This window comes from Pseudomonas sp., assembly GCF_049590575.1.
Classification (GTDB): Bacteria; Pseudomonadota; Gammaproteobacteria; order Pseudomonadales; family Pseudomonadaceae; genus Aquipseudomonas.
Genome location: NZ_JBAWDE010000119.1, coordinates 1 through 12715 on the forward strand (window position 1 = coordinate 1; position 12715 = coordinate 12715).

Below are 12715 nucleotides of genomic sequence, written 5' to 3' on the forward strand. Positions count from 1 at the left end.
CGTCCAGCCAAGCCGGCGGCGAACAAGCGGCCCGGGCCGAAACTGGTCGCGGACGAGCCATCGGGCAAGCGCCGTGGTGCGCCGGCCGGTTCGGGTCAGCGTCCGGGTTTTGGTCGCAAGAAGCCGCAGTGATGCTGTAAGCGCTGCATAAAAAACGCCAACCCTCGGGTTGGCGTTTTTTTTACTCTCAATTTGGTAACCCGATCAACTGTGGGAGCTTCAGTGTTTCTGAATGGTGTGATCAGAACGCGAACGTGCCATCGAATACCGGCTTGTCATCCAGCGCCAACACCCCGCTGGCAAAGATCAGATCCAAGTGATGGCTGCCTTTCTGCCCGCCACCCAAACCCAGGTGCAGGCCGCAATGGCGCTCCTCAAACCCGGCGTTGCGCGCATACAGCTCCTTGACCCCTTCATTGGTGCCAATCCCCAATTCCTCAACCCGACGGTTGGAGGGGTTGGCATTCAGGTATTTATTGAAGTCATCCGCCAGCCCCGGCACGTCACTGGCCACGCTGCACACGGTCGAGTTTTCGATCCACAGCTCCAGCGGTGACTCCAACACCCCGTATTTGCGTGCAAAGGGGATGGTGCTGAGAAAGGTGCCGACGAACCGCACCTGGCCGTTGATCGCCTCGCTGTGGGTAGCGATCTCGCCGGGCGCCAGGTCGTGGTTGCCGACGCCGTTGATATTGGTCCACTTCTTGATGCTGCTCATGGGCGCTTCCAGGCGTGAGCCGTGCTTGTCGGTAAAACTCAGCACGTTGGCCTGGGACATGTGCCGGATCAGCGTGGCATTGAGGTCGGCAATGCGCTGCGGCTCGACGCTGAAGGTGTCGTAGAAATAGTCGCCATAATCCTTGAACAGCAGGGATTTCTTCCAGTGTTCAGCCATGACGCCATGCAGTGCGCGAATAAAGTCCGGACCCTCGGCGCTTGGGGTGGGCAGGGTCGAGGAGTCGTAGAGAAACAGGTACAGGTCGCAGGCTTCGATGGCCTGGGCCAGGCTGTCGCTGGCCGCCAGGTCCAGACGCTGCACCTGGAAGTTGAAACGGGCAGCGCTGCCGTGGGTGATCGCCTGGGCGATCGCGTCGTAGCGCTCGGTATGGCCCAGTAGCACGGTCGGGCAGCTCACACCTTGGAGTGCCGGGTGGTGAGCGAGGTAGTAGAGAAAGTGTTCGACGGCGCGGGCCTTGTCCATGACGTGGTTCCTTGTGTGCCTTGGGTAAGGGGGCAGGTGCCGTGCACAGCACCTGCCGAATGCGTGCCGGGTGTTAGAAAGGCCACATCGCGGTGCCGAAGGGCACAACGGCATCGGCTTGCATCATTTCAACGGCGGCCTCATGGGTCGGCGCTTCAAACCAATCGTCAAGTTGCAGTTCGGTTTCCAGGTCGTTTTCCAGTGTTTGCATGGTGTATCTCCTAGAGGACGTTGTTTGAGAACGGCTTGCCAACGGGCTGCGCTGGCAAGTGAAAGAACCTAGGAGAGACTGTTTCAGAATGCAAAATTTTTATTGACACGGTTTCATTTGGATTTTTTCTTCCGTTTTTTCAAAGGTCTTTTTTCGCGAGAAAAAACAAGGCGCTGTCGGCGTTGAAGTATAGGAATTTTCTGTGCGACATTTTTCTGTCTGTTGTCGGCTGTAACGCAGATTTTCCGTGCTGTAACGATTAATTTACGAAAAAAGAACGTCGTCGTTGGGTTGTATAAAGCTGTAAGGAATACCTGACAGATCGTCGCATGCGCCCTTGGGGTGCGCTCGCAAGCTGTCGAGCGGTGTACAATGCGCCGCGTTTTACTGTGACCCCCTTGCGTAACCACGCAAAAGGCCAAGACCCAGGGTTTACCTACCCTGATCACTCCGCCTGGCCACGAGCCGGACGGGTTCGATTTCGTCACAGATAAAAACAAACAGGTGACGCATGACCGTTAAAAAGACGCTGTACTCCTGGTGCCTGCGCTGGGGTTTGAGCGGCGCTGCTTGAGTCGGTAATTCAAGGCAGCAACCTGCATTCAACTCCTCAAACCTTGCGTGAGACCCTTTTCATGAGTGGACCCCATTCCTCTTCAGGCGAGCTGAAACGCGGCCTGAAAAATCGGCATATCCAGTTGATCGCCCTCGGTGGCGCCATCGGCACCGGCCTGTTCCTCGGCTCGGCCGGGGTGCTCAAATCCGCCGGGCCGTCGATGATCCTGGGCTATGCGATCTGCGGCTTTATCGCCTTCATGATCATGCGCCAGCTCGGCGAAATGATCGTCGAAGAGCCGGTCGCCGGCTCTTTCAGCCACTTTGCCCACAAGTACTGGGGCGGTTTCGCCGGCTTCCTGTCGGGCTGGAACTGCTGGATTCTGTACATCCTGGTGGGCATGTCGGAGCTGACGGCCGTCGGCAAGTACGTGCACTATTGGTGGCCCGAGATCCCGACCTGGGTGTCGGCGGCGGCGTTCTTTGTGCTGATCAACCTGATCAACCTGGCTAACGTCAAAGTCTTCGGTGAAGCCGAGTTCTGGTTTGCCATCATCAAGGTGGTGGCTATCGTCGGCATGATCGCCCTCGGCAGCTACCTGCTGGCCAGCGGCAGCGGCGGCCCGCAAGCTTCGGTCAGTAACCTGTGGGAGCACGGTGGGTTTTTCCCCCATGGTGTCGGCGGCTTGGTGATGGCCATGGCGATCATCATGTTCTCCTTTGGCGGCCTGGAAATGCTCGGTTTTACCGCCGCTGAGGCCGACCAGCCGCGCACCGTGATTCCGAAGGCGATCAACCAGGTGATCTACCGCATCCTGATTTTCTACATTGGCGCGCTGGTCGTGCTGTTGTCGCTGACGCCGTGGGACAGCCTGCTGGCGACCCTCAATGCGTCCGGCGATGCCTACAGCGGCAGCCCGTTCGTGCAAGTGTTCTCGATGCTCGGCAGCAACACCGCGGCGCACATCCTCAACTTCGTGGTGCTGACCGCTGCGTTGTCGGTGTACAACAGCGGCACCTATTGCAACAGTCGCATGCTGCTGGGCATGGCCGAACAGGGTGATGCGCCCAAGGCCCTGGCGAAGATCGATAAGCGTGGCGTACCGGTGCGTTCGATCCTGGCGTCGGCGGCGATCACGCTGGTGGCGGTACTGATGAACTACCTGATCCCGCAACACGCGCTGGAACTGCTGATGTCGTTGGTGGTGGCCACGTTGGTGATCAACTGGGCGATGATCAGCTTCTCGCACTTCAAGTTCCGCCAGCACATGAACCGCACGGGCCAGGTGCCGCTGTTCAAGGCGCTGTGGTACCCGTACGGCAACTATGTTTGCCTGGCGTTCGTGGTGTTTATCCTGGTGATCATGCTGATGATCCCGGGGATTCAGGTGTCGGTGTACGCGATCCCGGTGTGGGTGGCGTTCATGGCGGTGTGTTACTGGATCAAGAACAAGCGCAGTGCCCGCCAGCCCCTCGACGCGGTGGCGCCAACGGTGAGGTAACCGTTGGATACCGTTGAGCAAACCCGGCCCTGTGCCGGGTTTGTTGTTTGAGCGGCTGGGCAGGGCGCATTCGCGTATCCTTGGGCGCCTTTTCAGAGGAAACCCGTTACCCATGCTGGTGATTTCCAACAACGTCCATTTGCCCGATGCCGAGATCGAGCTGACCGCCATCCGTGCCCAAGGCGCGGGTGGGCAGAACGTCAACAAGGTGTCGAGCGCAGTGCACCTGCGGTTTGATATTCCGGCGTCATCGCTGCCGGACTTCTACAAGGAACGGCTGCTGGCTTTGCGTGACAGCCGGATCACCAGTGAAGGCGTGCTGGTGCTCAAGGCCCAGTCCTACCGGACCCAGGAACAGAACCGCGCGGATGCGCTGGAACGCCTGGTAGAGCTGATCCTGAGTGCCACCAAGGTGGAGAAGAAGCGCCGCCCGACCAAACCCACCCTGGGTTCGAAAAAGCGCCGCCTTGAGTCCAAGACCAAGCGCGGCAGCATCAAGGCCGGGCGCGGCAAGGTCGATTTCTAGGCATCGCGGGTTTCGCGGGCCTTGGGCGCCTGCCGGTACAGGTAAACGCTGAGCAGCAAACCACCGAGGGCGGCGAGGGCGGCGAACAGGAAGATCGACGCAAAGCCGAAGCCTGCCGCCACGGCGCCGGCCAGCGGGCCGGTGATCCCCAGGGACAAATCGATAAACAGCGAATAGGCGCCCACTGCAGAGCCGCGACTGGACGCCGGCACCAGGTTGACCGCCTCCACTCCCAACGCCGGAAACACCAGGGAAAAGCCGAAGCCACTCAACGCTGCGCCGGCCAGCGCCAGGTTGGCATCCGGTGCCAGCCACAACAGCAACAGGCCGAGTATTTCTACCGACAGGCAGGCAATCGCCACACGAAAGCCGCCGATGCGGTTGATCAAATTGCCGAACAACAGGCGCGCGCCGATAAAGCTGGCGCCGAACAGGCTCAAGGCCCACACCGCGTTATCCCAGTGCTGGGTGGTGTAATACAAGGTGATAAAGGTGGCGATGGTGCCAAAGCCGATAGAGCCCAGGGCCAGCGCGCAACCATGGGGCAACACGCGGCCCAGCACGTTCATGAACGGCAGGCGCACACCAGCCACAATCGGCGCCGGCTCTTTGTTCCAGGCCAGCGCCACGCCCAGGACCGCCAGCAGCATGATGCTGACGCCCATGCTCCACAGCCCCAAATGGCTGACCAGCACCACGCCCAGCGGCGCGCCGATGGCCAAGGCGCCGTAACTGGCGATGCCGTTCCAGGAAATGACTTTAGCCGTATTCGCCGCACCCACCCGGCCGATGCCCCAGCCGATCGCGCCCGAGCCGACCAGGCTTTCGGCGCTGCCGAGCACCAGGCGGCCGATAAACAGGCTGGCCAGGCTCAACGCAGGCAGGTTGGCGAACCAGGCCGCGAGCAGCATGAACACACCACTGAGGCCGCAGCCCACCAGGCCGATCAGCACCGCGCGCTTGCTGCCCAGGGTGTCGATCATGCGCCCGGCGTACGGCCGGCTCAGCAGGGTGGCCAGGTATTGCACGCTGATCACCAGCCCGGCGATGACCGCGCCGTAGCCCAGCTCACTGTGGACATAGCCCGGCAACACGGCCAGGGGGATGCCGATATTCAGGTAGCCGATAAAGGTAAACAACACGATGGAAACAACTTGCAGCGTGACCGCCATGGGGCGCTGGGTATCTGGCATGGGAGAGGTCCACTGTTGCAGCAGGTAAAGATAGGCGGCTAATGATACCGGTGCTTTCACCGATACAGGGCGCTAAAACGCAAAAAGGTCAGATCAAGCAGGCGTCAGGCTTGGGGCGGGGCCAGCAATTGTGTGGTCACCAGGGCGGCCAGCGCGTTTTCCTGGGTGCCGAAGCGCTTGAGCAGCAGGGCTTGTTTGTCCGCGCTGAGGCGGTTCCACACCTCGACCATCTGCAAGGCAGCATCGAGGACGGCGGCGTCCGGTGTGTCGGGGCAGGTGTTATCGGTCATGGCGGGTATCTCGGTGGTTCAGGCAGTGTGGAAAGCGCTCAAGACGCTGCGCTTTCCACACGGTCTGGTACGGCGTCAGTCCTGGCTTTTGCTGTCGACTGGTTTTGCTTGTTTGGCCTCAGGCTTTGTGTCGCTGGCCTGCTGCGGGGTTGGCTGCTCTGTAGGGTGCAGGCTTGGGAAGGGGAGATTAGGTATCTCGTGCATCGTCGTCGCTCCTCGCAAAGTCTGTTTTTTCAATCGCAGGTGATTCCGCGCTCTCAAAAAGCCTTGGCAGGATACAGCACTGCAAATGACAAAAAGAATTTTATGACCGGCAATGAACGAACTTTCATGGTTTGGCGCAAGTGACATGAGGTCACAGGGTCAAAACGGCACCTTGCCCAGGATCATGTCGCGGTACATCACAAAGTCACCCAACAGGCTGTAGAACGGGTGTTGAAAGGTGGCCGGGCGGTTCTTTTCGTAGAAAAAGTGGCCGATCCAGGCAAAGCTGTAACCGGCAATCGGCACGGCCAGCAGCAAGCCCAACGAGCCTCTGCCGACGGCATACGCCAGGATTCCGATCACCAGCGTGGTGCCGATAAAGTGCAGGCGCCGGCAGGTGCTGTTGGCGTGCTCAGCCAGGTAATACGGGTAGAACTCGGCGAAGCTATTGAATTGTTTGACGTTTTCCACGGTGCCCGGCCCTCTGATTGTAGTACCGCCGAACAGATGTTCGGCGGGGAGCTTATTTGAGTCTAGAGTGATCAGTGGTAACAGCCAGTGACAATAGATGCCACTTTAGTATCCTTGGCTTCCTGGCTGCCGTTTGAGCCTGCTTTATAAAGAAGACGCCATGAGCGAACGAACAACTTCTGCAAGCTGGGCGATGGGGATAGTCAAGGCACTGGAAATGGACGGCCTGGATTGCCGCGCCCTGTTCAAGCAACTGGGCCTGGACTACGCCGCGCTGAGTGACCCGGATGCGCGGTTCCCGCAAGACTCCATGACGCGGCTGTGGCAGCGCGCGGTGGAGTTGTCGGGCAACCCTGCGATTGGCCTGAACATGGGCAAGGTGGTGCGCCCGGCGTCGTTTCATGTGGCCGGCTACGCGCTGATGTCGAGCAACACCCTGGCCGAGGGTTTTATGCGCCTGGTGCGTTACCAGCGCATCATCGCCGAAAGCGCCGACTTGAGTTTCCGACTCTCGCCCGATGGCTATGCGCTGATTCTGACGGTACACGGCGATCATCTCCCACCCACCCGGCAAAGCGCCGAAGCCTCGCTGGCCTGCGCATTGGCGCTGTGTGGCTGGTTGACCGGGCGCACCCTGCAACCGCGCAAGGTGCTGCTGCAGGGCGATCAACCGGCGGACCTGGCGCCCTACAAACAAGCCTTCCATGCTCCCCTGGAATTCAATGCGCCCTATGACGCACTGATTTTTGAGCAGGCCGACATGGACGCGCCGCTGCCCACGGCCAATGAGGCCATGGCGTTGTTGCACGATCGATTTGCCGGTGAATACCTGGCGCGATTTTCGGAAAGCCGCGTGACCCACAAGGCGCGGCAGGTGCTGTGCCGGTTGTTGCCCCAGGGCGAACCCAAGCGCGAAGTCGTGGCCCAGACCCTGCACCTGTCCCAGCGCACCTTGCAGCGGCGTTTGCAGGAGGAGGGCACGAGTTTCCAGGCCCTGCTTGACGATACCCGTCGCGAATTGGCCGAACAGTACCTGGCTCAACCGAGCATGACCCTGTTGGAAATCGCCTATTTGCTGGGCTTTGCCGACCCGAGCAACTTCTTCCGCGCGTTCCGCCGATGGTTTGACGCGACGCCCGGCGAGTACCGGGCGCGGTTGCAGGAAACGCCTGTCAGTGACGCCAAAACGCCGGAATGCACAGAACAAAGACTGTAATGATTTCCAGCCGGCCGAGCAGCATGCCCAGCGACAGAATCCATTTGGCCGCGTCCGGCAGGGTCGAGAAGTTGCCGGCGGGGCCAATGGTCTCGCCCAGGCCTGGGCCTACGCCGGACACGGTGCTGGCGGCGCCGGTCAACGCGGTCATCCAGTCCAGGCCCAGCAGCGACAGGGCCAGGGCGATGGCGCAGATGGTGATCGCGAAGAAAAACGAAAAGGTCAGGATCGAACGCACGATTTCTTCGTCGAGGCGGTGGCCGTTGTACTTCTGCTTGATCACCGCGCGCGGGTGAATCAGCTGGTTCAAGTTGGCCTTGAGCAGGATGTAGGCCACCTGGAAACGAAAGATCTTGATCCCGCCCGCCGTAGACCCCGAACAGCCGCCGATAAAGCCCAGGTAGAAGAACAGCATCAGTGAGAAGTTGCCCCACAGGCTGTAGTCCCCCAGTGCAAAACCGGTGGTGGTGACCACCGACGTCACGTTCAACGCCACATGGCGCAGGGCATCGAGCCAATGCAGGTTGGTGGTCCACCAGTACCACGTGCCGAGCACCAGCCAGGTCACCAGCAACAGGCCGAGCAAGCCCTGGACTTGCTGGTCCTTGATCAGTGCCTGGCGGTTACCGCGCAAGGTCGCGACATACAGGGTGAACGGCAAGCTGCCAAGGATCATCACCACCACTGCCACCCAGTGCACCGCCGGTTGTTTCCAGTGGGCCAGGGATTCATCCGAGGTGGAGAACCCGCCGGTGGAAATCGCCGACATGGCGTGGTTGATCGCGTCGAACAGGCCCATCCCGGCCCACCAGAACGCCAGGCTGCCCAGAATCGTAATGCCTACGTAGGCCGCGACGATCAGCCGCGCCACCATGTGTGAGCGGGGCATGACCTTTTCCGAGCGGTCCGAGGATTCGGTCTGGAACAGGCGCATGCCACCAATGCGCAACAGCGGCAGGATCGCTACCGCCATGCCGATAAAGCCGATACCGCCGAGCCAGTGCAGCAGCGAGCGCCACATCAGGATGCCGGGGGACATGGTGTCCAGGCCGCTCAATACCGTGGAGCCGGTGGCGGTGATGCCGGACATGCTTTCAAAAAACGAATCGGTGTAGCTGATGTGCTGGGTCAGCAAAAACGGCAGTGCGGCGAAGATGCATACCACCACCCAACTGGTGACGGTCAGCAGGTACATGTCGCGTGGGCGCAGGTGTACGTGTTCGGGGCGGCCGGGGATGACCAGGGCCAGGCCGGCGATGAAGGTGATCAGGCTGGCCCACAGGAACGAGGGCAGGTCGCTGGTACGTTCGAAGATCACCAGGGTGGCCATGGGCACGACCATGGCGATCGCGAGAGTGATCAGGAAGATGCCGATGATGAAACCGATGATGCGTAGGGTCGGCAACGCCATGAAGTGAGCTCGAGATTGGGCAGAGGCGCCATTCTACCTGCGGTGTGGGGCGTGTAAACCTGGGGGGTGTTTTGTGTACATATCCGATGTTGCGGTTATGGCGGCGTATGGTTTCGCCCTTACGGCGAGTCACTTTGGAAAAGAGCCGGAATGCCGGCCCAGCCCAAAGTAACCAAAGGGCTCTTGCCCCACCACTCGGCACCTCGCTCACGCTTCGGTGTGCCCGAAAACAGGCATTACTCCGCGGGCCGCCGCGACGGGCCGTCCCTGCCCCGTCGCGGCTAAACCGGCGTCCTGCCGGTTTACCCGCTCCGTACTACCTGTTTTCGGCCAGCGTGGTTGACGGGGCGCCTCAGATCAACATCAAGATCAAAATCTAGAGCACGGCGGCCTGAAAGCCGACCTGAGTGGTTGGATCAAAGGCAGTTAGGTGTAGGCGCTGGATTGCCGGCGATGCGGACGCCTCGGTTGATCAGTGGCAACCAGTCGATGCCATCGCGGGCAAGCCAGCTCCCACAGAAAAGCGGCTTTGCATGGGCTGTAGATTTGCTTTCGCTCCTCGCTCTGCGCTCTTGATCTAGAAACGGATCCCCCCTCAGCTACCGTCGCCACCATGGGCTTCTTCGAAAAAGTAGTCCTTCCAGCTACCGGCCTTGTTCTTCAACACCCCCAGCGCTTGCAACTTCTCGGCATAGATATACGTCCGCTGCGGCACGATGGTGAAGTCAATCTCCGGGTCCTGCACGATCTTCTCGACCAAATCCAACGGCAGCTTCGACTGCTCTACGCGGATATACGCCTTGGCCGCCGCAGGCTTGTCGGCCTTGATGATCTTCTCGGCCTCGGCGAGCGCGGCATAGAACGCCTTATACGTCTTGGGGTTCTCGTCATGGAATTTCTGCGTGGTGTACAACACGTTAAACGTCGCCGGCCCGCCCAGGATGTCGTAGGAACTGAGCACCTTGTGCACGTTGGGGTTCAACAGTTCCTGATACTGGAACGGCGGGCTGGAGAAGTGCGAATTGATCTCCGAGCCACCGGCAATCAACGCCGCCGTGGCGTCGGGGTGCGCCAGGCTGATGGAGATGTCATCGAACTTCTTGTAGTTGGCATCGCCGAATTGCTTGGCGGTTTCGATCTGCAAGGTACGCGACTGAAAGCCCACCCCGGCGGCGGGCACGGCGATGCGGTCTTTCTCGGTGAAGTCCTTGAGGGTCTTCACGTTGGGGTTGTTGGTGAGCAGGTAGTTGGGCATCGAGCCGAGGGAGGCGATGGCCTTGACGTTTTGCTTGCCCTTGGTGCGGTCCCACAGGGTGAGCATCGGCGGCACGCCGGCGGAGACTACATCCAGGGCGCCGGCCAACAACGATTCGTTCATGGCGGTGGCGCCGGATATGCTGTTCCATTCCACTTTGATGTCCAGGCCCTGCTCCTTGCCGTGTTTTTCGATCAGGTTCTGATCGCGCACCACGTCGAGAATCAGGTAGCCGATACCGAATTGCTGGGCAATGCTGATCTTGCCCTCGGCCTGGGCGCCGGGGCTGAGCAACACACTGGCGGCAGCGAGGGACGCCGCCAGAAAGGTCAGGGAGGAACGCTTGAAGGTCATGGAGGTTCTGCCGCGTTTTCGAGAAGGTGATGGAGCGTAGCGGCGGTTTTTAAGACGGCAAAAGAATATCGGGATCTATTGTTATGCAAATAATCCCCAAATCGGCGCGCGGCTGGTATTGTGCCGCGCTTTGGAAAACTGCCGCACAACGCGAGGAATTGGACGTTGAACACTGACGATAAAATGACCGGGGACCTGTTCGAGGTGGATAAGCGCCTGTCACTCAAACCCGTGGTGGACTTCAACGCCTACCTGCGCAGCGCCTTCGGTGACGGCCCGTGCAGCTGCGTGCGCTGCACCGCCAGTGGCGGCGATGAAACCGGCTACGCGTTCCAGCACACCTTTACCTTCGACGCCAAGCCCAGCCACCGCCGCTTTGCGTCGACGGCAGGCAGCGATGTACTGCAAATCGTCAAAAAGGCCTGGCTGTCGTACACCAAGACCGAATTGCCGGCCAGCGGCGCGCTGGCCCTGGAAACAGTGAAGGAGTTCGCCGAGCCGCAGCTGCACAAGCGCCTGCTGCCGCTGTTCCTGGCCAGTGGCTTGGTCAAGGATGTAGACGGCGAATTGCACCTCCAGCCCCAAGCCACGGCCTGACTCAGCCTTCTACGCCGGGCGCACGCTGCCCAGGCTGAACTCCGGCGTCAGCGCCTCGATCGGCTCGACCAGCGGCCGCTCATCGATCCCGGGCAGCAGGATCACCTTGCGGCAGTCCTCCTCGGCCTTGTCGAACAGCTCATAGCCGCGCGCCGCCTGCTCCAGGGACAAGCGGTGAGTGACGATGGCCTCGGGGTTCAAGCGGCCCAGTTCGATATGTTCGAGCAGCTCCGGCAGGTAGCGTTGCACATGGGTCTGGCCCATCTTGAAGGTCAGGCCCTTGTCGAACGCGTCGCCAAACATGAAGCCATGGATAAACCCGGCATACACCCCCGCCACGCTGACCACCCCGCCACGGCGCACGGCGGCGATGCATTGGCGCAGGGCCTTGCCGCTGCTGCCTTCGATCTTCAGCGTGGTGAGGATGGTTTCGGTGGTGCTGCCCTTGGCCTCGAAGCCCACCGCATCCACCACCCCGTCGACGCCGCGCATGCCACGGGTCTGGCGGATGATGGTGTCGGCGGGGTCGTCGTCTTCTTCGAAGTTGATCGGGATCACGCCATAGGTTTTCTGCGCGTAAGCCAGCCGATACGGGTGATCGTCGACCATGAAAATCTGCTCGGCCCCCAGCATCTGCGCACACGCCGCGCTCAGCAGCCCGACCGGGCCTGCGCCGTAAATCGCCACGCTTGAGCCCTGGCCGATGCCGGCATTGGTCACGGCCTGCCAGGCGGTGGGCAGGATGTCGGAGAGGAACAGCACCTTCTCGTCCGCCAGGATATTGGGCACCTTGAACGGCCCGGTATTCGCCTTGGGCACGCGCACCAGTTCAGCCTGGCCGCCGGGAATCCCGCCATACAGGCGGCTGTAGCCGAACAGCGCGGCACCCGGTGGGATCGCCTTTTTATTCAGGATCGCGCCGCGCCCGTCATTGGTGGTTTCGCAGGCTGCGAACTGCTGGAGCTGGCAGAAGAAGCAATCGCCACAGGCAATCACGAACGGGATCACCACGCGGTCGCCGCGCTGCACTGCGGTGACGGCCGGGCCGGTTTCCTCGACGATGCCCATGAACTCATGGCCGAAAATATCGCCATGTTCCACGGTCGGGATCTTGCCCCGGTAGAGGTGCAAGTCCGAGCCACAAATGGCGGTGGCCGTGACACGCAGAATGATGTCGTCGGGTTGCTCAATGATCGGGTCGGGGACCGTGTCCACCTGCACCTTGTGGGCGCCCTGGAAAGTCATCGCTCGCATGCTCTGCACTCCTGTTGTTGAGGGGGATTAGTGATTCAGACGGGTCACCGTCAGCGCGACCACGGCAATCCGCTCCACGCGTTCATAACCGGGTTTTTCCAGCTCCTCGCCGAACACGTCCGGGTCCAGCTCGCGGTAGGTCCAGCCGTATGCGTCGCTGCCCAGCAGGGGCTTGACCGCCGCCAGGAAGGGGTCTTCGCCGGCCACAATCGCCACGCCGGTGTAAAGCACCAGGCTGCCGCCGAGGGCCAGGCGCCCAAGGGATTCGCTGACGATACGCACCGACAATTGCTCTCCCAGGGCCCCACCGCCGTGCCGATAGGCGCGCTGGCGGTCATCGTTCATGTACGGCGGGTTGGCCACAATCAGGTCGAACTCGCCTTCGACACTGCCCAGCACATCGCTGTGGTACGCGCTGACATTGGCCAGCCCGGCCAGCTCGGCGTTGACCGCGGTAAGGCGCAGGGCGCGCGGG

Annotated in this window: 13 protein-coding genes and 1 pseudogene; 5 read left to right on the top strand and 9 right to left on the bottom strand. The window is 61.0% G+C overall.

What is annotated here, in order from left to right:
- A pseudogene (locus WBR57_RS09550) lies at positions 1-132 on the top strand (23S rRNA pseudouridine(2605) synthase RluB); the annotation flags it as partial.
- Positions 133-241: 109 nt separating this feature from the next.
- Here WBR57_RS09550 and WBR57_RS09555 read toward each other — a convergent pair.
- Positions 242-1201 (bottom strand): leucyl aminopeptidase, encoded by a 960-nt coding sequence (locus WBR57_RS09555; RefSeq protein ID WP_424083610.1) that lies wholly within the window; start codon positions 1199-1201, stop codon positions 242-244.
- A gap of 73 nt (positions 1202-1274) precedes the next feature.
- Complete coding sequence (locus tag WBR57_RS09560; protein ID WP_164558414.1) at positions 1275-1412, bottom strand: hypothetical protein; 138 nt, start codon at positions 1410-1412, stop codon at positions 1275-1277.
- A gap of 635 nt (positions 1413-2047) precedes the next feature.
- Between WBR57_RS09560 and WBR57_RS09565 the strand changes: the two genes are divergently transcribed.
- Together WBR57_RS09565 and arfB are read left to right on the top strand one after the other, a co-directional pair.
- Positions 2048-3469 carry an amino acid permease gene (locus WBR57_RS09565; RefSeq protein ID WP_424083611.1) on the top strand — a complete coding sequence of 474 codons (1422 nt, stop codon included), beginning with the start codon at positions 2048-2050 and terminating at the stop codon, positions 3467-3469.
- Between the two features lie 112 nt (positions 3470-3581).
- Positions 3582-3995 (top strand): alternative ribosome rescue aminoacyl-tRNA hydrolase ArfB, encoded by a 414-nt coding sequence (gene arfB, locus WBR57_RS09570; RefSeq protein ID WP_424083612.1) that lies wholly within the window; start codon positions 3582-3584, stop codon positions 3993-3995.
- On the opposite strand, the gene WBR57_RS09575 is transcribed toward arfB, so the two are convergent.
- The 3 genes from WBR57_RS09575 to WBR57_RS09585 form a co-directional block, all read right to left on the bottom strand.
- Entirely contained in the window at positions 3992-5188 is a 1197-nt protein-coding gene (locus tag WBR57_RS09575) for an MFS transporter (RefSeq protein ID WP_424083613.1), read from the bottom strand. The two genes, arfB and WBR57_RS09575, sit on opposite strands and share 4 nt — an antisense overlap.
- 104 nt (positions 5189-5292) lie before the next feature.
- Positions 5293-5478, bottom strand: coding sequence for a hypothetical protein (locus WBR57_RS09580; RefSeq protein ID WP_424083614.1), 186 nt, complete (start codon positions 5476-5478; stop codon positions 5293-5295).
- Between the two features lie 363 nt (positions 5479-5841).
- A complete protein-coding gene (locus tag WBR57_RS09585) occupies positions 5842-6153 on the bottom strand; it encodes an Mpo1-like protein (protein WP_424083615.1) in 312 nt (103 codons plus the stop codon).
- A gap of 160 nt (positions 6154-6313) precedes the next feature.
- Between WBR57_RS09585 and WBR57_RS09590 the strand changes: the two genes are divergently transcribed.
- Entirely contained in the window at positions 6314-7369 is a 1056-nt protein-coding gene (locus WBR57_RS09590; RefSeq protein WP_424083616.1) for an AraC family transcriptional regulator, read from the top strand.
- On the opposite strand, the gene WBR57_RS09595 is transcribed toward WBR57_RS09590, so the two are convergent.
- Positions 7326-8780, bottom strand: a complete 1455-nt coding sequence (locus WBR57_RS09595) for a TrkH family potassium uptake protein (RefSeq protein WP_424083617.1) — start codon at positions 8778-8780, stop codon at positions 7326-7328. The two genes, WBR57_RS09590 and WBR57_RS09595, sit on opposite strands and share 44 nt — an antisense overlap.
- Before the next feature lie 595 nt (positions 8781-9375).
- Positions 9376-10389 carry an ABC transporter substrate-binding protein gene (locus tag WBR57_RS09600; RefSeq protein ID WP_424083618.1) on the bottom strand — a complete coding sequence of 338 codons (1014 nt, stop codon included), beginning with the start codon at positions 10387-10389 and terminating at the stop codon, positions 9376-9378.
- 165 nt (positions 10390-10554) lie between these two features.
- Between WBR57_RS09600 and WBR57_RS09605 the strand changes: the two genes are divergently transcribed.
- A complete protein-coding gene (locus WBR57_RS09605) occupies positions 10555-10986 on the top strand; it encodes a hypothetical protein (protein ID WP_424083619.1) in 432 nt (143 codons plus the stop codon).
- A gap of 9 nt (positions 10987-10995) precedes the next feature.
- Here the strand turns inward: WBR57_RS09605 and WBR57_RS09610 are convergent, their stop codons facing one another.
- Positions 10996-12240, bottom strand: a complete 1245-nt coding sequence (locus WBR57_RS09610) for a zinc-dependent alcohol dehydrogenase (protein WP_424083620.1) — start codon at positions 12238-12240, stop codon at positions 10996-10998.
- Between the two features lie 27 nt (positions 12241-12267).
- On the bottom strand, positions 12268-12715 hold a 448-nt coding region (locus WBR57_RS09615; protein ID WP_424083621.1), incomplete at its 5' end, for a methyltransferase.